Genomic DNA, 18,379 nt, shown 5'->3' with positions numbered 1-18,379 from the left:
AACGCCGAACTGTTAATGTACCGCTCAGTTAATCCGGCTAGTTTCCGTTTGGGTAGCGCGCCTTCATTGGGTAAATCATCTTCGTTAGGTAAACCGTCGTCTTTGAGCAGATAGTCGTCTGCCCAAAACCATGCCACTATATATTCATGTTATAGAGTTCATGCTATAGCGTTTATGCCATAGGGTTCATGCCACAGGCGGTTGGCGTTTCAGCGCTATCCCCCTCGCCCGATACTCACTTTCACACACGGAGCGTCTTAGCTATGCCACATGTTGCCATCAAGTATTTTCCCCGCAATCTGCCGGAAACCGTCAAACAGGATTTGGCAAACGATATCAGCGACCTGCTCAAGAAGTACCTGAACGCGGAAGACAAGTCTATCTCGGTGGCGCTAACCGAAGTCACGCCAGAACGCTGGAAAGACGACGTTTACGATATCGAAATCGGTCCAGAACTGGATAACCTCACCAAAAAACCGGGCTATTCGATGTAACGTCAACACATGCAGCACGTTGTCGGTGTTCAACCGCGAGATGGAGTGCACACTGGTTGCTGTGCAGAAATTCGTGTTATCCCGTCAAGAACAAGGCTCATGATGGGCCTTGTTATACAAATCGACCTGTCTGTCGTTCGCCACCACGGCTTTTCCCTCTTTTAGCATTGGCATAAGCCAGCTCAGTAACATATGGATTCCTATGGTGAATATGTGGGGCTGGGCCACCTGCCCCCTCCCTGACCTGACCATATGCCTGACCATGAATATGGCTCATGTTGTCATGAAATTAAGTCTCTTTCACTCACCCATTAACTCTGGCATAAAATATGCTAAACCTTACTTATTGGTAACATGAAGATCACCAAGTGATAAAATAAAGTCATTTAAGATCAACAAATTAACCAAGTTTTCATATCAGGCAGCAGGATAAAAGAACGCGATGACTAAAAATTTTACATTTACGATTAAGAGCAGTTGCTTCGATGAGAACTATAACCCTTCCGAAAACACGCGCATCACCACCAACTTTGCGAATTTGGCCAGGGGAGCGAACCGCCAGGAGAACTTACGCAACACATTGGTGATGATTGATAATCGCTTCAATACATTAGCGTATTGGGATAACCCCAAAGGTGACCGTTATTCTGTTGAGCTTGAAATCATTTCTGTTGATCTGCATATTGCCAATAATGACGGCACCTTCCCGGCCATTGAAATATTGAAAACAAACATTATTGATAAAAAAACAAACCAACGGATTGAAGGTATTGTAGGCAATAACTTCTCGTCTTATGTGCGAGATTATGATTTTAGTGTGTTGCTGTTAGAGCACAATAATAACCAGCCCGAATTTAGCATTCCAGATAACTTCGGCGATTTGCATGGGAATATATTTAAGCATTTCGTCAACTCACAGGAATACAAAGATAATTTTAAAAAATCACCTGTAATATGTTTAAGTGTTTCCAGTAAAGATATCTATCATCGCACTGGAAACCAGCATCCTGTGTTGGGTATCGAATACCAGCCAAATGGTTCTTCTTTAACCGAACAGTATTTCGAAAAAATGGGGTTACAGGTTCGCTATTTTATGCCGCAACATAGTGTTGCGCCTTTGGCTTTTTATTTTTCTGGTGACTTACTGAGTGATTATACTGATCTTGAGCTTATCAGTACCATCAGCACGATGGAGACTTTCCAAAAAATTTACCGACCTGAGATTTACAATGCTAACTCTGCCGCAGGGCAATACTATCAACCCGACCTGAATAATCAGGACCATTCATTAACCAAGATTGTTTATGATCGGGAAGAGCGCAGCCAGTTAGCGATTAAGCAAGGGAAATTTGCTGAAGAGCACTTCATCAAGCCGTACAAACATATTCTTGAACAATGGTCTGCCCATTACGCGCGTTAATTCACCAAAAATATAAGGTCACCTGCTATGAAAACATTGCTACCCACTTCGACTGCGGGCAGTTTACCCAAGCCCTCCTGGCTCGCTGAGCCTGAGAAACTGTGGTCCCCCTGGAAATTACAGAATGAAGAGTTGATTGAGGGGAAAAAAGATGCCCTGAGTTTGTCGCTGTTTGATCAACTGCGTGCGGGTATTGATATTGTCAGCGATGGCGAACAAACACGCCAACACTTTGTCACCACGTTTATTGAGCACCTGAGCGGTGTGGATTTTGAGAAACGTGAAGTCGTTAAAATTCGTAATCGTTATGACGCGAGCGTACCGACAGTTGTCGGTGCGGTGGCGCGTCAAAAACCCGTTTTTGTTGAAGATGCCAAATTCTTACGTCAACTCACCAGGCAACCCATTAAATGGGCGTTGCCGGGGCCGATGACGATGATTGATACACTCTATGATAGCCACTACAAAAGCCGCGAAAAGCTCGCCTGGGAATTTGCAAAAATACTCAATCAGGAAGCGAAAGAATTAGAGGCTGCGGGTGTCGATATTATCCAGTTTGATGAGCCGGCATTTAATGTTTTCTTTGAAGAGGTGAATGACTGGGGGATCGCCGCGTTAGAAAAAGCCATTGAAGGGCTGAAATGCGAAACGGCTGTACATATTTGCTATGGCTATGGCATCAAGGCCAATACTGACTGGAAAAAAACGCTAGGGTCAGAATGGCGGCAATATGAAGAAGCGTTTCCCAAACTGCAAACATCGAATATCGATATCATCTCACTGGAATGCCATAACTCGCGTGTTCCCATGGATCTGCTGGAACTGATTCGCGGTAAAAAAGTCATGGTAGGTGCCATTGATGTGGCAACCAATACCATTGAAACACCAGAGGACGTCGCCGATACGCTACGAAAAGCACTTCAGTTTGTGGATGCCGATAAGCTCTATCCTTCTACCAACTGTGGTATGGCTCCCTTATCTCGTCGGGTCGCCATAGGCAAGCTCAATGCATTAAGCGCAGGCGCAGATATCGTCCGCAGAGAGATCCTGGCTAAATAACACCGCTGGATTGTCGATCATTAAAAACTCAGTCCGTGTCTGGCGCTCAGCTCAATCGCCAGATAAGCCAAACCACCAACCGGACTGAGTCATATTGATCATTACGTGATGACGGATAAAAAGCAGCGAATTTATATAATGCCGTCAGCCCGTTTTTTTAGACCATACCATTATTGCCATGACGCAAAAATGCCGGCCGCTGATTCAAGCGCATAAACCATGCGTCAATGGCAGGTACGTCGGGATGGGCAAACGGTGTCATTTTCCAGCGATTCACCGACAACCCAAGCACCACATCCGCCAGCGTAAACGTCTCACCAGCCGCCCATGCACCGGTGCGCTGGAGTTGTTGTTCCAGAATACCAATACAGTGGTTCCACGCGTTAATGCCTTCGGCAATCGCATTCTGATCGTTATAGGCTGGGTTCTTACGCGCCAGAGCGGGGAAGACATAACGCCAGGCGTTATTAAATTCGGTCGCCTGCCAATCCATCCAGTGCTCGACGTTAGCACAGGCCTTTGGCTCATTGGGGAGTAAGTCATCGCGCCCGGCTTTACGCGCCAGATAGCGACAAATCGAATTCGATTCCCACAGCACGAACTCATCGTCAATCAACACGGGCACCATCTCGTTCGGGTTCATGGCGCGAAATGCATCGGTTTGCGTCGAGGCAAATCCGCTACCGTAATCTTCCTGAACGTAATCCAGCCCTACTTCTTCGCAGGTCCAGAGTACTTTACGCACATTTATTGACGTCGTTTTGCCCAGTATTTTCAGCATACTTCGAATATCCTTCCGCGTGATTAATCGTTTAAAAACACTACACCAACCTCATGTCTTGTTGCTACTGGCAGCAGCAAATTGACATGGTTGCAGCGCATTCGTGAGCTTATGCTTTTCACTGCAAGTGCAGATTGTGTGACGCCTCTCAAATCAATCCCTTTACGCTGACATCAAAAACCGGTTTGGCAAGAGCCTGAGCACGCGTCATCCCCCCCTGGCAGGCCCCTTCAGGTTTATAGCCGACAGTGGGAGGCTGCTCAACCACCTGAAAGCATCATACCGTCGCGTTGGGCAAAAACCGTCACGCTCATCGTGGACAACGACATCATCAATAACAGCTTTTGATAACTGCGCAAAAAATTTTCGCAATTCCACCCCTAAAAATGAAACACCGTTCCAGCAACCTCTTGTTTTATCAATAATTCCAGTTATTACGATGAAAAAAATAAAAAAACGAGGTCGAATTAAATATTGCCAAAGCTCACAAAATATGAACGAAAAATTTTTTCGTATTGCGCACATTAAATACATAGTGATTTAATCATTATTGAAATAATCATCACGCTCTGACTGGGAATAAAAATGGAAAAACGCATTCTGAATAAAAATATCGACTTACTTTTAAGTGGATTCACTGAATTAAAAGACAACGGGCGATTTAATGAACCCAATCTTGACGGTAGCATCGGAGATTATATTTCATTTGCCAGTTGGGAATGGCCACAGGGCGTTGGGCTATTTGGACTGGTGCGTTTATGGGAGAATAATAAATCGAATGACCTTTATCAAATTATCGATAACTGGTTTCAGAAAAATATTGAAAAAGGGCTGCCGGGCCTGAACGTGAATACCACCGCACCGATGCTTCCCTTATCGCTTTTCTGGTCTCATCACCGGCAGCCCCATTATCAGCAGGTGTTGGATAACTGGGCAACCCGCGTGATGACCGAACTCCCGCGTACACCAGAACAGGGCTTCCAGCATGTGGTTTCCGACGGCATTAATGAGATGGAGCTCTGGGACGATACGCTGTTCATGGTCGTGCTGTTCCTGGCGCACTACGGTACGGTATCCGGGCGCAAAGAACTGGTTGATGAAGCGGTGCGTCAGTTCTTGCTGCATGCACGCTATCTCAATGATCCCCAAACCGGTTTGTGGTACCACGGCTGGAGCTTTGTCGAGAACAGCAACTTTGCCAATGCACGTTGGGCGCGTGGCAATGCGTGGATTACTGTTGGCATCCTCGAGTTACTGGACCTTGCCGATGTGGACACGGGCGTGCGCGAGTACCTGATCGAGTGTCTGAAAAAGCAGGTCGATACGCTGATTGACTTACAGGCAGATAACGGCGCATGGCACACCTTGCTCGACCATCCTGACTCCTATACCGAAATTTCCGCCACCGCAGGTTTTGGCTATGGCTTATTAAAAGGCGTACGCATGGGAATTGGCGATGAACGGTGGCAACAGGCGGGTTTAAAAGCGCTGGCAATTGTTCAGGATAATATTGATGCCAAGGGGACTGTGCATAACGTTTCTTATGGCACTCGCATGGGGCGAACACTGCAATTTTATAAAGACATTCCATTACAACCTACTGGGTATGGACAGTCACTGGCAATATTATGCCTGAGTGAAGGTTTGCATTTCGTTAATTAAAAATAAAACTGAACCGTTCTCTTTTGGAGAAAAATAATGGCTATTGAATATAGTAATTTTAATTTAACGGCAGGTAATGCTGTGCGTTACTGGCAGCTATCCGATATTTCAAGTTTACGCTATGACACGGTGGATTTACCGATGGCTGGCGAAATGGATCCGTTTTTCTTTTTAAGCAAACATAAGAACTTCATTCCGCATACTTACCCGTGCCGTGATATTTTTCGCCAGCACTTTTCCGAGAAAAAGCCACAACCGTTTGCAAGCGCAAACTATTCTCGTTGGTGGTTCCCTTTTGCCTCAGACAGAGTCGATCTGTCCGGCTTTTGGTTCCGTCCAACCCGCGTTGGGGCCTGGGCCAGAACGCTGCTCGATTGCCCGCAGGCGGGTGAATATCGTTTTCGCCTGACAACCTGTGGCGGCACGGTGCTAAAGCTCAATGGTGAAGAAGTACTCTGGATGGCTGATTACCAGCGCAATCTGGAAAGCCAGCGTGAATTCAGCCTGTCACTGCATGCCGGAAAAAACGAGCTTGAGATCTGGTTCGATGATTTAGCCGAACGTGATATTCGTTTCTTTTTCGAACTCGACTACCTTGCTGGCGAGCCGCTACACATTGCGCTGGAAACACCCCTGTCTGACATACAAGTCAAAGAGATGGAACAGCTGTTGGACGGCGTTTCCTTTGAGCATCCAGTGTATAACCGTGGCACCATTCGCCTGGCATTCCCGCAGCCTTCCTCGACGGACTATAGGTTACACGTCAACGTCCTGGGCGATTTTATCTCACTCGATAAACCCGTAGCATTTCACACCCAACTGACCGCCGGTGAGTCGCTGGTAGCCATTGCTGAAAGCGAAGAGATCCCGGCGGACTTCCGCAATTTCCACATAACACTGCAACGCGAAGGGTTCCGAATTAGCCGTACCCTGGGGGTTGAAATCTGCCACGCCGACCGGCAGAAGGATATCCCACAAACACAGGAAGCGCGGATTGCTGAAGCGCTAAGCGTGGTCGCTCATGAAGGTGAATACAGCAGCGTCAAAGCTCTGGCGCGTCTGGCCTGCGGCCTTAACGATGAGCAAACCCAGCAGATGCTTGATGGTGTTTTGCCGTCCGTACTCGACTGTCATGATTGCGCAGACTTTACCCTTGTTCCGCTGTTGTGGTGCCGCACAGTGTGGGGCGATGAGATCGACCCGGTAGTACGCGGGCGTATTGATGACGCCATTCTGCGTTTCCGATACTGGATGGATGAGCCTGGCAACGATGTCCAATGGTACTTCTCTGAAAATCACGCACTGTTGTTCCACACTGCTGCGCTACTGGCGGGCAATCTCTTCCCAGAGGCTATTTTCACTCGCTCCGGACGTAGCGGACGTGAGCAGGCGGCGGCAGGTAAAGCGCGCGTCATCAACTGGCTGGACCATTTTGAACAATGCGAAATGGCCGAATGGAACTCTGCGCCCTATTTCCCCATCGATCTGAAAGGATTAACCGCACTCGCGGCGCTGTCAGGCGACGCGCAGATAAGCAAACGAGCGATTGCGGCAATAGAGCGCCTGCTCACGCAGATTGCCCGTTCAGCCCATCAAGGCTTTCTGACCGCCTCGCAGGGACGTTCGTACGAACATACCCTACGCGCCGGACGCTCTCTGGAACTTGCGGCCATTTCGCGTTTGCTCTGGGGAAAAGGCAACTACGGCTGTCGCTTCCATGCACTGCCGCAATTAGCACTTCTGCTGCGTGATGGCCTGCTCAATCCTCCGAGTGAGCTCGCTGACGTTGCCGCCTGGCAACAAAAAGAGAGCGCTACCGAGTGGTGTTTTGCACAAGGTGCTAACCGAATTGCCCGACTGTATCACTACAAAAACCACCATGCGGCAATGGGGTCAATAGCGGGCTACCGCTGGGGTGAATGGGGCTATCAGGAGACACCTTTCCATTTACGCCTTGGCAGCCAACCCGAAGCGCAGATCTGGATCAATCATCCGGGAGAGACCCTGCACGGTGGCTTCGGTCGCCCCTCCTACTGGGGTGGATGCGGCACGCTCCCCCGCGTTCAGCAATATCGAGGATTGGCCGTGCTGATTTTTAATTTGCACGAGGACCAACCGTCCTTTACCCACGCGTGGCTGCCGCAAAGCCAGTTTGATGAGGTCGCTATCAACAACCAGTACGCAGCCGTACGCAGCGGTGACGGAATGGCGCTGCTGATGGGAAACCAGGCGTTTGAAATGGTGAATACAGGCCCAACCCGAGACTGTGAAATTCGCCTTAACGGGCAGCAAACCTGTTGGCTGGTGCGCATCAACGACCGTGTCGATAGCAGTCTGGACACCTTTAGCACGCGCTTTAGCTCCCTGGCAATGACTCAACACGGCGACGGCAGCATAGCAGTGAACGATCCGCTGTACGGCACAGTGTGTTTCCTGGCTGACGGGCGAGTGAACGCCGAAGGCCGCACTCTTGACCCTCAGCAGTGGAGCGTCATTGGCAGTAGCTGTGAACTTCCTCTGTAGCCAACACCCGACACAGACCGGGCAAGGAAAATAATAATGGATACACAAATCGACAAACAGTCAGCACCTTCAGGGCGTACCTCTGGTCATGTTAATCCGAGCAGTCTGCACAATTCCGCACTCGAAGGGGCTAAACCGCAACGCAACTATCGCTGGGTAGTGTGTTCCATGCTGGTATTTGCTACGACAGTTAACTATATGGACCGTCAAATTCTCGGCCTGCTGGCACCGATGCTGCAAAAAGATATCGGCTGGACGGAGATGGAATACAGTTGGCTGGTCAATGCTTTTACCGTGGCTTACGGTGTCGGCACGCTGGTATGTGGGCGAATTATCGACAAACTGGGGACCAAAATTAGTTATGCCGTGGCGATGGTCGTTTGGAGCACCGCGGCAATGCTGCATGCTGTCGCCGGTTCAGTCATCGGTTTTGCGGTGGTACGTGTACTGCTCGGGCTTGGAGAATCGGCTAACTTCCCGGCTGCAATGAAAGTGATTGCCGAGTGGCATCCCAAAAAGGAGCGCACACTGGCGACCGGCATTCTTGGGGTTGCGGTGAATATCGGCGTGGTGATCTCTCCGGCACTGATTCCACTCATCGCGATACATTATGGCTGGCAAGGCGCGTTCTTAATTCTGGGTGCGGTTGGCTTTCTGTGGCTGATCCCCTGGTTCCTCGCCTTTGGTCCGGTGAAGGCGAAAACCAGTGCGGAAGAACAGGCCTGGATTGCCCAGGATAAAGAAGAGATCGTGAATGTTTCCGCCATTAAATGGTCGCGTCTGTTGGGTTATCGACAACTGTGGGCCGTGGCATTAGGTAAAATGTTGACCGACCCAATTTGGTGGTTCTTCCTGTTCTGGCTACCGAAATGGCTGCATGAATCACGCGGTATCGACATGAAAGGCTTAGGCCTGCCGCTTATCGTGATTTATCTCTTCGCCATCGTTGGCAGCCTGGGGGCTGGCTGGTTACCCGGTAAGCTGATGAGCAAAGGCTTCAGTACCGCCAGCGCGCGCAAAATCACGATGCTTATCTGCGCCTGCCTTGTTTTACCGATTTTCGCCGCCACTCAGGTTGAAAATCTGTGGGCTGCAGTGGCGCTGGTTGGTTTGGCCGCAGCGGCTCACCAGGGCTGGTCCGCCAACATTCTGACCTCAGTATCCGACCTGTTCCCAAGCGCTGCCGTCGGCTCAGTCGTAGGAATTGGCAGCACGTTTGGGATGATCGGCAGCGTCATCTTCTCTACCGTAATTGGTGCCGTTCTCGATGCATCAGGTAACTACTGGGCTCTTTTCGCCATCAGCTCCGTCGCTTACCTACTGGCATGGGCGGTTATGTATCTCCTGCTCGTGCCGAAAATGGAACGTGCTAATTTTGATTAACCTGCTTTCTTTCCGGTGGCCCGCATCACTCGATGCGGGCCACCGATTGACGTTCCACAATGGAGCACGCCAGCTCAATACGCCTTGGCGTCTCAACACTACCTGCAATCATATCCTGCAACAGCTCTAGCGCCAGGGTGCCAATTTCCTGTACTGGAAGATGAACGGTGGTTAATGGTGGTGTCGCAAAATCGGCCTGCGGCAGGTTATTCATACCGATCACCGAAATATCTTCCGGCACGCGTAGTCCCAAGGCCCGTATGCCATTAATCGCGCCGAGCGCCAACGAATCATTGGCACACAGTATCGCTGTACACTCGCCCGGATTATCGCTCAAGCGCGCAATCACCGCCTGCTCCGCCAGCTCTGGCAACCAGTCGCTTACCGTCAAGACGCGCGAGTTGTCGCACACCAGTTGACGACAGCGCATCGCTTCACGCCAGCCGTCCTCCCGTTGTTCAATCGTCCGTCGGCCGGGATGGGTTAAAAACAGAACGTCGCGATGCCCGCGCTCCAGCAGATATTCGCAAGCCATGCGCGTTGCCGAACGATTACAGGGAAGCACGCTGGACAACCGCATCAACGGATCTTCCGTATTCACTAAGACCGCCGGTTTTTTCAGGTTCACCAACGTATTCAGAAAGACGCCGTCATCCACCGTCAGCGCCAATACCCCACCCACGTCAGGCTCTTCCAGCAGCGCCTGCAAAACACCATTGTTATTATCGTTGAGCGGATGGGTAATCAGATCAACGCCCAGCACCTTCGCTCGCTCCTTTAATCCTTGCAACACGTACCAGCTAAACTGGTAGCGGTTATAATCCAGCATCGCTACCTGCGAAATAGCCAGAACGATTCGCGCGCCGTACAGCTCCTGAGCAGGGGTATAACGCATAGCACGCGCCACCTCCTGAATCCGCGTGCGCAGTTCGTGACTAACCCCTTTTTCACCTGACAGCGCTCGTGACACCGTACTGAGCGAAGTTCGGCAACGGGTGGCAATATCCTCCAGTCGTACCCGGCGATATCCCGCCTCTCGCTCTTCCCGATTACCTGGTTTACTCATATCCCATCCTTTCTGCCTCCGCTCAGCGTAATCCCAAAGACCTTTTTATACAGTGTGGTGAAATAGTTGCTGTTAGCAAAACCGCATAAACAGGCAATTTCGGTCGCCAGCCTCTCCGTTTCGCTTAATTTAATCCGCGCAGATACCCTACGCTATCGTTCCCGATACAGTCGTTCAGGCCTGTCAGCGGCCAGGAGCTGAGGTTATCCGTATAGTCATTCGCACCCTGAGAATTACACGTTGAAGTGATTCAGGGTATGCGCTTAGTGGTTACGAATGTTGAGCGAGAATCATGCGATGATCGCCGCTTTTCTTTCGAGCCAGTAGGTGCTCCACGTTCGCCTACGAATACTCAGGGCATGCAGACAAACTGCTGGCTGTATTCAGCATGCTTCGAATGTCCTTCCGCGTGATTAATCATTTAAAAACACTACACCGACCTCATACCTTGTTGCTACTGGCAACAGAACACTGGCCAGTTGCAACGCATTCGTGAGCTTATGCTTTTCACTGCAAATGCAGGTGGTGTGGCGCTACCCAGACGAATCGCTACACAAGAGCTGCGACTCGAAATGTGTGGATGCTCAGTGGCGGTTCAACTATAACGGCAGGTTCATCTTCCCAGGATGGTACAGTCAACTCTGCTATTGATTTGTCATGCAAATAAGAAGTAGCGCTCATTTTATTACCTTAGCGAGTAATATTCTGTGAATAGATCTCAGGAGGAAATACCATGAAAAAGCTTCTGATATGTTGTTTGTTCGGGAATACCGCAAACTCTCTCGCCAAAAAGATGCAGTTACTGGCAGAAAGGAAGGGCTACCATCTAATCATTAGTGCTGTGGGTCTGGATAATTTCACCAGCGTAGCTCCCGTTTTCGACGGTTTTCTCATTGCGCCGCACATTCAGTACAAACTTGCAGAGATTAGAGAGATTGTCGGAGACTCTCGTTCAATTGCAATTATTGAAAGTCTGCTCTATGCATCACTGGACGCGGAGAAAGTTTTAAAGTTCGTGATGGAGCAGATGCCTGAACTAGCAGCCTGACGCTGACGGCCGTACCTCTTGTGCGGCCACCTCTCTCATGCATGGAGTTTGAGCATAACATGATGGTCTACCCTATTAATTAATAAACCGTGAAGCGGAAGTTATCCTCTCACGGATAATGAGTTGTTCGTAAGCACTCGAAAATTGAACGGTTCGAATTATCGAAACACGTAGATTTCAAGTGCCGCAAGGATTGTGGCTTCCAACAGGCGACCTTTGTCCTGCTCTCCCTGATTAACACAGTATGAAGTTCGCTGTGCGCGTTTTGGTACGAAACCAAACATTGTGTCATCATCGGACTGCTATGGGCGAGGAGCGGAAGTTCGCAAGGCAAGACTAACATCACGGTATATTGATCAACGGGGAGCCGGTCAGTTTCAGAGTGAAAAGAATAATAATTCTAACATCCACGATATTAATCCCTTACTTCACTCCTCTTTCCAAAATAAAATTCAGTTGGTAATACTAAGTTGAATATTTACTGAGTTTACTGATATGTATGCCTAGCCAGGTAAGTTCATCGTTAGGAATAGCAATGGCGTAATGGATTTTTATATAGTCACGAATTGCCTCAGCAACCACCATCGCTTTTGGATGGAAGCGAATTAATTCATTATAGAAGTCATCAGTTTCTTCTATTGCAAGGCTGTCATTTAATACTCTTTCAGCGAAATATCTTAAATGCGTAATAAACCTGGCATAGTGGATTGAATTAATATCAATATTTTTATTGAGTTTATAGCGAACAATTTCAGCAATTCTATTCACTAATTCCACTTGCTTATGTGCATTAGTCTCATCACATTGAGAACTTGCATTGATAATATGAAAAGCAATGTGTACAGCCTCATCATCAGGAAGATTCACTGCAAACTTAGCTGATACCAAATCTCTTGCTAACTCGCCAATACTATATTCCTTCTGGTAGTAACGCTTTATTTCCCAAGTGAGTTTGTTCGCGATGTTCGCATTTGTCTTGCAGCGCTCGACAGCAAAATGTAAGTGTTCCGCCAAGGTAAATAACAAAACTGAATTAAGCTTTTCGTTGTAATGTGCTTGAGCCAGTTTAACTATTTCGTGTGTGATTTCAAAAAAATCCGCGGGAATTGTGTCCGTTAGTGACAGATAATGCCGCGACTTAAGCGTATTCAAAGGTATAAAGACCTGTTCTACACTATGTAAGTCGATCATTGTGCCCGGTTTGGTGTTAAAACCTATACCTTTGCCAAAGAGTATAATCTCTTTTCCGTCATTCTCAGCAAGCAGCATACTGTTATTTAAGGACTTTTTAACTTTCATCTCAATTCCCGCGGTAGCAAATGATTAACTTAAATCAGTCCCGTTAGTCGCTATGACCTTTCGATACCAATAGAAGGAGTCCTTGCGTAACCGATTCAACGAACCGTTCCCCTCGTCATCTTGATCTACATAAATAAAACCATAGCGTTTGGTCATTTGCGACGTTCCAGCACTGATAATATCAATTGTGCCCCAACTGGTATATCCCATCAAATCAACGCCTTCTCTGACTGCTTCAATCATCTGCTCGAAATGTGCACGAAAATAATTAATGCGGTAATCGTCATGAATTTTCCCATCAACCACTGTATCTTTTGCACCAAATCCATTTTCAACAATGAATAAGGGTATTTGATATCGGTCGTAAAGCTCCAGTAGCGATATTTTAAGCCCAACCGGATCTATTTGCCATCCCCATTCAGAAGCGGGTAGATGTGGGTTTTTCACACCCATGATAGTGTTTCCGGCAGTGCGCTCTGCATCGGACTGAACAGACTCCGTGATGGACATATAATAACTGAATGAAAGGAAGTCTACAGTATAGTGACGTAACGTTTCCAAATCATCCGGCTGCATTTTTATCTTGATTTTCCGTAGTTCCAGGTCCCGCCTAATTAATGGTGGGTATTCACCTTTAATCTGAACATCTGAATAGAAATAGTTTTCTAGATTTTTTTTCAGAGTGGCTTCCACGTCATCAGGATGACAGGTCAGCGGGTAAGTGGTTAACTTGGTAAGCATGCACCCTACCTGGCTACCTGGTATCTTTTCGTGACAGTCTCTTGTCGCTAACGCCGAAGCAACAAACTGATGATGCAACGCCTGATAAATATCCTGCGTACTCTCTCCTGGTAAACTTTTTTCTTCGCGAACACCTGCAGTCGTAAAAGGATGTCGATGAATGCTATCAATTTCATTGAATGTTAACCAGTAACGTACCAGATTCTTGTAACGGTCAAAGCACACATTTGAATAACGCACAAACGCATCAACAACATTTCGGTGGACCCAGCCATTATATTTCTCACTCAATGCTAATGGCATTTCATAGTGTGATAGCGTAACTAGTGGTTCAATGCCAAGTCTGCGCATTTCAGTGAACATATTTTCATAAAACTGTAAACCACGTTCATTCGGTTGCTCATCTTCACCTGTGGGGAAGATTCTTGACCAGGCGATTGATACTCGCAGGACTTTTATACCCATTTCTGCAAAAAGGGCTAAGTCTTCTTTGTAACGATGATAAAAATCTATGCCTCTGCGTTTAGGATAATTTTTATCATTCTCACCCTTAAGCGCATCACTAACGTTCTCATCAGATACGGCCATATGGCCAGCATAATCGCTTGTGCTCAAATGTGCCTTATAGGCGACAGCATCTGCAACGGAAGGCCCTTTGCCGTCAACGTTCCATGCGCCCTCTGCCTGATTTGCTGCAATGGCTGCACCCCATAAAAAATTCTCGGGAAGAATAGGTTTCGACATAATTATTAAGCCTCTTTTAGTGAAAGAATATTAAATTGATGGGTTGCTTCAGTTTGATCGGTTGACGGCTTCATCATAAAACGATCGCTATTGGTAATAACCATTACTACGACTGGGTCATAACCCGCTTTAATGATTTCATCAATTTCAAATTCGATTAATAGTTCACCAGCCTTAACGCGTTGGCCATCTGTAATTGTGGGGTGAAAGCCTGCACCGTTCATTTGTATCGTATCAATTCCAATATGAAAGATAATCTCTACTCCATGGTCAGTCATCATGCTTGCTGCATGGCCACTTTCGAACACATGCTCAATAACGCCATCGGCAGGTGCATATAGTGCTCCCACAGTTGGAAGGATAGCGATACCATCCCCCATGATTTTTGAAGAAAATACATCGTCGTTGACATCTGTCAGGGGGATTACTTTGCCTTCAACCGGACTGGTAAAGGTAAATTCTTTTGCTAAGCCTGGAGTAGCAGTGGCCTCTGTATCCTCAAATTTGGGCTTTTCTTCATCAGGGAGAGGAATTGCAGTCTTTTCTTTCCAAAAGAATAATGTTGATAAAAATGCCAGGCAGAATGAAATAAGTGCACCGATGATTGCATACATCAAACTGGTTGGATTATCTGGGGAAGCAAATATTGAGATACTGGCAAGGCTCGGTGCTACTATTGCGTAAGCTGAGACCATCATAAATCCCATGAAGAATCCACCGACCATTGCACCTAACATCACAGAAATCAGTACTGGCTTATGCAATAAAGTTATACCGTAAAGTGCAGGTTCAGTAATGCCAAACAGGGCTGATATTCCGGAGGAAAGTGCAGTACCTTTAAACATTTTATCTTTACTTTTGAGAGAAACTGCAAGGCAGGCACCTGCTTCAGCTATATTGTGAGCTAAGGAAGCTGGATTATACAAAGATTCTTTACCCGTTTGCCCCATGGACATTATTGCGTAAGGAAGAAAAGGTTTATGCATTCCAGCAGCCACAATAAATGGTAGCCCGCCCGCCAGCAAGCCTGTGGTGATGAATCCAAATTTTCCATGCATCCAAAGGATTAACTGTGTTAACAGAGAACCCATTTCAAAACCTAATGGCCCAAGAATAAGTAATGTTACGGGAACCGTTGTGACCAGAGATAACATGGGTGATAAGAAACCACGTAATGCATTAGGCGTGTAACGATTAAAAAGAGATTCAGTCTGTGCATAAAAAATAACACAAAGGATTGCGGGAAATACCTGCGCTGCATAGGAGACGTTCGTAATATCGAAAGTCATTAACGTTGCTCCTTGCTTTGCCAGTGTAGTAAACGTGGGCAACAACAAGACTGAAACAGCAGTCAATGCAACTAATGGATTCACTTTAAGCTTATTCGCAGTAGTGATTGCGATAAGTAAAGGTAAAAAGTAAATAGGCGCGGTTCCAATGCAGTCCAAAATTTTATAAGTTGAACTGTCTTTCGTAAGCCATCCAGCCATATCCATAATAATTAAAAGGGATTTCAGCACGCCGCCACCTGCAATAGCAGGTATGAGTGGTTGAAAAATACTAATAACAAAGTCAATCAGCCATACATTCCACCTTTTTTTGATAACGGGTTTATGTTTCGCGTCATCATTATTACCCATTAATGATTTAATAGCATCAAACACTTTGATAACGTCTTTGCCAATGACTATCTGACACTGCACATTTGTCACAACCCCCATTACCTCAGGTAATTTTTGGAGCTCAGATACCTCCACTTTAGAGTTGTCATACAAGCTTAATCGTAATCTGGTTGAGCAATGTTCAATGTGTTCTATGTTACCTGCTCCGCCGACTAATTCGATAATTGTACGCCCAGTATTTAGATGATCCATAAGTTGCCTCATGAGCAAAAAAAAGACCTGAAACTCTTGCCCCAAAAGAGGGGGGAGTTTCAGGTCTTGCCTGCATTACCAGTTACACGCCTGTACTACATATTTGCCAACGATATACTATATGTATAGTTACAGACAACAAATTTTATCCATGTTTTATGAAAATGTGACAGCTATAACATAATGAACCTCATAGATACTTACTGTAGACAGATCCTGCAGTAGCGTTTTCTTTCCATATTTGGTTTCCAGTTAAAATCAATTATTTATAATCTAAACAAATGCTACTGCCAATTTGTTTTATTTAGGATGTGGTTATAAATTCTTGATTCAAAAAAGTGAAGTATGACAACGATTATTCCGGCTTCATGAACAATCTCCCAAAAAGAAGACCTGAATGCACTTTCGAATCAAAGAGAGTTCGAAAGTGCACTCAGGTCTTGCCTGCTTTAGCAGTTACACGCCCGTAAACCAATTGACACATTAATAAATATAAAATATGCATTTGACAATGATAAAATCATCGTTCCTCTTGAAATGTGAGCCACTTAACACTTGGTTATGTACACTTTGGTGTTCATGTATCACATAAAGTTTATTTTCAATTACTTATTTTAACACATAATTTCGTTTCCACTGACCTAAGGGCTGATTACTATCTCCGATGAAATATCCAGACCGGGATGACAATGCCTCACACTGCCAGTAAATTCATAAACTGCATTACAATAAGTAATACCCCCCCCCTTTTTTCTGCTGACAATGACTAAAACTACTTTGCTTTATAATCTAAAAGAATCGTTTCTGTTTTTTATTTACTGAGTTGCCTTTATTCTCATCGTACTCTCTTTCGTAATAATCTGTAGATTACTATTACAATCCGTATGACTTTATACTTAGATAGAAGCGGATATATGCAACGCGAAATCCACTTCAATGCCTAGGTAACGAATTATCTTCCCAATTTATTATCGCTTGGCAGTAGACGGATAACACGAAAAAAACTGTCCAACATCAACGCCATTGATACACCGATACCCTCGGCAAACTGTATAGGTAGTGCTACCCGTGATCTATTACCTGGATTGGTCATGGCAACTTCCGCCTTTGACTCGAAGCAGACAGCCCCAAAAGACATGCCGTCCGCTCGCTCTACGCGAAAAGTGAAAAGTGAAAAGTGAAAAGTGAAAAGTGGATAGTGCCTTTTATCAAAATAATGTCATTGTGATGACCGATATCCTTCCACACGATTATCGGGTTGACCAGATACAAGGCTTGCCAATAAAGGAGCGCAGCGCATCCATAAAGATACTCACTCGCGCAGGTGGGTTTCTTAGCGCCCGTAAAGCATATATTCCTGTGGATGCGGCCGGATGTTCGGCCCACTCCGGGCATAACAGCGTAAGTAAGCCGGCTTTAATATCAGGACCAGCAACCCAGTCGGGGAGATAAGCAATTCCCAGGCCTTCAATGGCTGCAAGGCGCATTGCTTCAAAATCGTCGCAGCCGAAAACCGGATGCGTAAGACTGCTGCGGGCAGGATGCCCCAGAATATCGCTCCAGTGCAAAAGATCGCCTCCATGCAACTTATCAATGAGGCGATGGGTCCTGACTTCAGAGAGATGATGCGGCGTACCCGCCTGTAAGAGATAGTCAGGACTGGCGCAGAGCACACGTGTCTGTGTTGCTATGCGCGTACCAATCAACGTACTGTCTGACATATCGCCAATGCGTATCACTATATCCAGCCGCTCCGCCACCGGATCGGCAATCCTCTCCGTCAGGTCAAGTTCGACGCTCAGTTCAGGATACTGGCGGGCGAGTTGCCCCATCACCGGCAATACATAGCGCTTACCAAACGTCGGGTAACAGGCTACACGTAGTGTGCCTGTTACATCGCCTTTCATCGAGGAAAGCTCCTGGCGTGCATCATCCAGTGAATCCAGTATCTGCCTCGCGCGAATTAACAGGGCTTCTCCCGCATCTGTCAGCGTCAGATGGCGGGTAGAACGCAAGAACAGTGGCGTCTCAAGGTAGGTTTCCAGCGCATCTATCTGACGGCCTATCGATGAGGGGGTACGGCCGCGGCGGCGGCCTGCACCAGAAAAACTACTTTCCCGCGCCACATCGACAAATACGCCTAAAAACTCAGCAAATTTTTCTGACTGCATCTGTGCATTCTTTGCATAGCTGTTTTGGGTAATGGCTATCTTATCAGCAATACGCTTCGCTCTTAAGCTTCTCCTCACCAGACAAACATCATCGTTCATGTCCAGAAGGAAGAA

Annotated in this window: 13 protein-coding genes and 1 pseudogene; 7 read left to right on the top strand and 7 right to left on the bottom strand. The window is 46.9% G+C overall.

Annotated features, from left to right (window positions below; translation table 11 throughout):
* Window positions 1-263 precede the first annotated feature (263 nt).
* The 3 genes from pptA (at window position 264) to FGI04_RS07005 (ending at window position 2,973) form a co-directional block, all read left to right on the top strand.
* Complete coding sequence (gene pptA / locus FGI04_RS07015) at window positions 264-494, top strand: tautomerase PptA (protein WP_407273377.1); 231 nt, start codon at window positions 264-266, stop codon at window positions 492-494.
* 442 nt (window positions 495-936) lie between these two features.
* Complete coding sequence (locus FGI04_RS07010) at window positions 937-1,914, top strand: DUF1852 domain-containing protein (protein ID WP_342700996.1); 978 nt, start codon at window positions 937-939, stop codon at window positions 1,912-1,914.
* Window positions 1,915-1,941: 27 nt separating this feature from the next.
* A complete protein-coding gene (locus FGI04_RS07005; protein ID WP_407273376.1) occupies window positions 1,942-2,973 on the top strand; it encodes a methionine synthase in 1,032 nt (343 codons plus the stop codon).
* Window positions 2,974-3,130: 157 nt separating this feature from the next.
* Here FGI04_RS07005 and FGI04_RS07000 read toward each other — a convergent pair whose 3' ends face one another.
* Window positions 3,131-3,754 (bottom strand): glutathione S-transferase family protein, encoded by a 624-nt coding sequence (locus FGI04_RS07000; RefSeq protein WP_407273375.1) that lies wholly within the window; start codon window positions 3,752-3,754, stop codon window positions 3,131-3,133.
* Window positions 3,755-4,339: 585 nt separating this feature from the next.
* On the opposite strand from FGI04_RS07000, the gene bglB reads away from it, so the two are divergent.
* From bglB to FGI04_RS06985, 3 genes are read left to right on the top strand one after another with little or no spacing between them, the layout of a single operon-like run.
* Window positions 4,340-5,416 carry a beta-galactosidase BglB gene (gene bglB / locus FGI04_RS06995; RefSeq protein WP_342700999.1) on the top strand — a complete coding sequence of 359 codons (1,077 nt, stop codon included), beginning with the start codon at window positions 4,340-4,342 and terminating at the stop codon, window positions 5,414-5,416.
* 36 nt (window positions 5,417-5,452) lie between these two features.
* Window positions 5,453-7,939 (top strand): hypothetical protein, encoded by a 2,487-nt coding sequence (locus tag FGI04_RS06990; RefSeq protein ID WP_407336491.1) that lies wholly within the window; start codon window positions 5,453-5,455, stop codon window positions 7,937-7,939.
* Window positions 7,940-7,975: 36 nt separating this feature from the next.
* On the top strand, window positions 7,976-9,322 hold the full coding sequence (locus FGI04_RS06985) for an MFS transporter (RefSeq protein WP_342701001.1): 1,347 nt from the start codon (window positions 7,976-7,978) through the stop codon (window positions 9,320-9,322).
* 25 nt (window positions 9,323-9,347) lie between these two features.
* Here FGI04_RS06985 and FGI04_RS06980 read toward each other — a convergent pair whose 3' ends face one another.
* Together FGI04_RS06980 and FGI04_RS06975 are read right to left on the bottom strand one after the other, a co-directional pair.
* On the bottom strand, window positions 9,348-10,388 hold the full coding sequence (locus FGI04_RS06980; RefSeq protein ID WP_342701002.1) for a LacI family DNA-binding transcriptional regulator: 1,041 nt from the start codon (window positions 10,386-10,388) through the stop codon (window positions 9,348-9,350).
* Window positions 10,385-10,540, bottom strand: a pseudogene (locus FGI04_RS06975) (helix-turn-helix domain-containing protein); the annotation flags it as partial. The gene FGI04_RS06980 and the pseudogene FGI04_RS06975, both read right to left, overlap by 4 nt.
* Window positions 10,541-11,121: 581 nt before the next feature.
* Between FGI04_RS06975 and FGI04_RS06970 the strand changes: the two are divergent.
* Window positions 11,122-11,436 (top strand): PTS sugar transporter subunit IIB, encoded by a 315-nt coding sequence (locus FGI04_RS06970; protein ID WP_342701003.1) that lies wholly within the window; start codon window positions 11,122-11,124, stop codon window positions 11,434-11,436.
* Between the two features lie 465 nt (window positions 11,437-11,901).
* Here FGI04_RS06970 and FGI04_RS06965 read toward each other — a convergent pair whose 3' ends face one another.
* The 4 genes from FGI04_RS06965 to FGI04_RS06950 form a co-directional block, all read right to left on the bottom strand.
* Window positions 11,902-12,735, bottom strand: a complete 834-nt coding sequence (locus FGI04_RS06965; RefSeq protein WP_407336490.1) for a PRD domain-containing protein — start codon at window positions 12,733-12,735, stop codon at window positions 11,902-11,904.
* A 24-nt stretch (window positions 12,736-12,759) separates the two neighbouring features.
* Complete coding sequence (locus FGI04_RS06960; RefSeq protein ID WP_407336489.1) at window positions 12,760-14,220, bottom strand: glycoside hydrolase family 1 protein; 1,461 nt, start codon at window positions 14,218-14,220, stop codon at window positions 12,760-12,762.
* A gap of 5 nt (window positions 14,221-14,225) precedes the next feature.
* Window positions 14,226-16,094, bottom strand: a complete 1,869-nt coding sequence (locus FGI04_RS06955; RefSeq protein WP_407336488.1) for a beta-glucoside-specific PTS transporter subunit IIABC — start codon at window positions 16,092-16,094, stop codon at window positions 14,226-14,228.
* Between the two features lie 1,250 nt (window positions 16,095-17,344).
* Window positions 17,345-18,364: a LysR family transcriptional regulator gene (locus tag FGI04_RS06950; RefSeq protein WP_226093540.1), complete on the bottom strand. Its 1,020-nt coding sequence runs from the start codon at window positions 18,362-18,364 to the stop codon at window positions 17,345-17,347.
* Window positions 18,365-18,379 lie beyond the last annotated feature (15 nt).

The sequence above is a fragment of the Dickeya ananatis genome, from assembly GCF_019464615.1.
Taxonomy (GTDB): domain Bacteria; phylum Pseudomonadota; class Gammaproteobacteria; order Enterobacterales; family Enterobacteriaceae; genus Dickeya; species Dickeya oryzae.
This window is presented reverse-complemented; position numbering and strand designations above follow the sequence as displayed.

Excerpts from the sequence above, each read along its gene's own strand:
- pptA (WP_407273377.1), top strand. The coding sequence starts at position 264 with ATGCCACATGTTGCCATCAAGTATTTTCCCCGCAATCTGCCGGAAACC.
- FGI04_RS07010 (WP_342700996.1), top strand. The coding sequence starts at position 937 with ATGACTAAAAATTTTACATTTACGATTAAGAGCAGTTGCTTCGATGAG.
- FGI04_RS07005 (WP_407273376.1), top strand. The coding sequence starts at position 1,942 with ATGAAAACATTGCTACCCACTTCGACTGCGGGCAGTTTACCCAAGCCC.
- FGI04_RS07000 (WP_407273375.1), bottom strand. The coding sequence starts at position 3,754 with ATGCTGAAAATACTGGGCAAAACGACGTCAATAAATGTGCGTAAAGTA.
- bglB (WP_342700999.1), top strand. The coding sequence starts at position 4,340 with ATGGAAAAACGCATTCTGAATAAAAATATCGACTTACTTTTAAGTGGA.
- FGI04_RS06990 (WP_407336491.1), top strand. The coding sequence starts at position 5,453 with ATGGCTATTGAATATAGTAATTTTAATTTAACGGCAGGTAATGCTGTG.
- FGI04_RS06985 (WP_342701001.1), top strand. The coding sequence starts at position 7,976 with ATGGATACACAAATCGACAAACAGTCAGCACCTTCAGGGCGTACCTCT.
- FGI04_RS06980 (WP_342701002.1), bottom strand. The coding sequence starts at position 10,388 with ATGAGTAAACCAGGTAATCGGGAAGAGCGAGAGGCGGGATATCGCCGG.
- FGI04_RS06970 (WP_342701003.1), top strand. The coding sequence starts at position 11,122 with ATGAAAAAGCTTCTGATATGTTGTTTGTTCGGGAATACCGCAAACTCT.
- FGI04_RS06965 (WP_407336490.1), bottom strand. The coding sequence starts at position 12,735 with ATGAAAGTTAAAAAGTCCTTAAATAACAGTATGCTGCTTGCTGAGAAT.
- FGI04_RS06960 (WP_407336489.1), bottom strand. The coding sequence starts at position 14,220 with ATGTCGAAACCTATTCTTCCCGAGAATTTTTTATGGGGTGCAGCCATT.
- FGI04_RS06955 (WP_407336488.1), bottom strand. The coding sequence starts at position 16,094 with ATGGATCATCTAAATACTGGGCGTACAATTATCGAATTAGTCGGCGGA.
- FGI04_RS06950 (WP_226093540.1), bottom strand. The coding sequence starts at position 18,364 with ATGAACGATGATGTTTGTCTGGTGAGGAGAAGCTTAAGAGCGAAGCGT.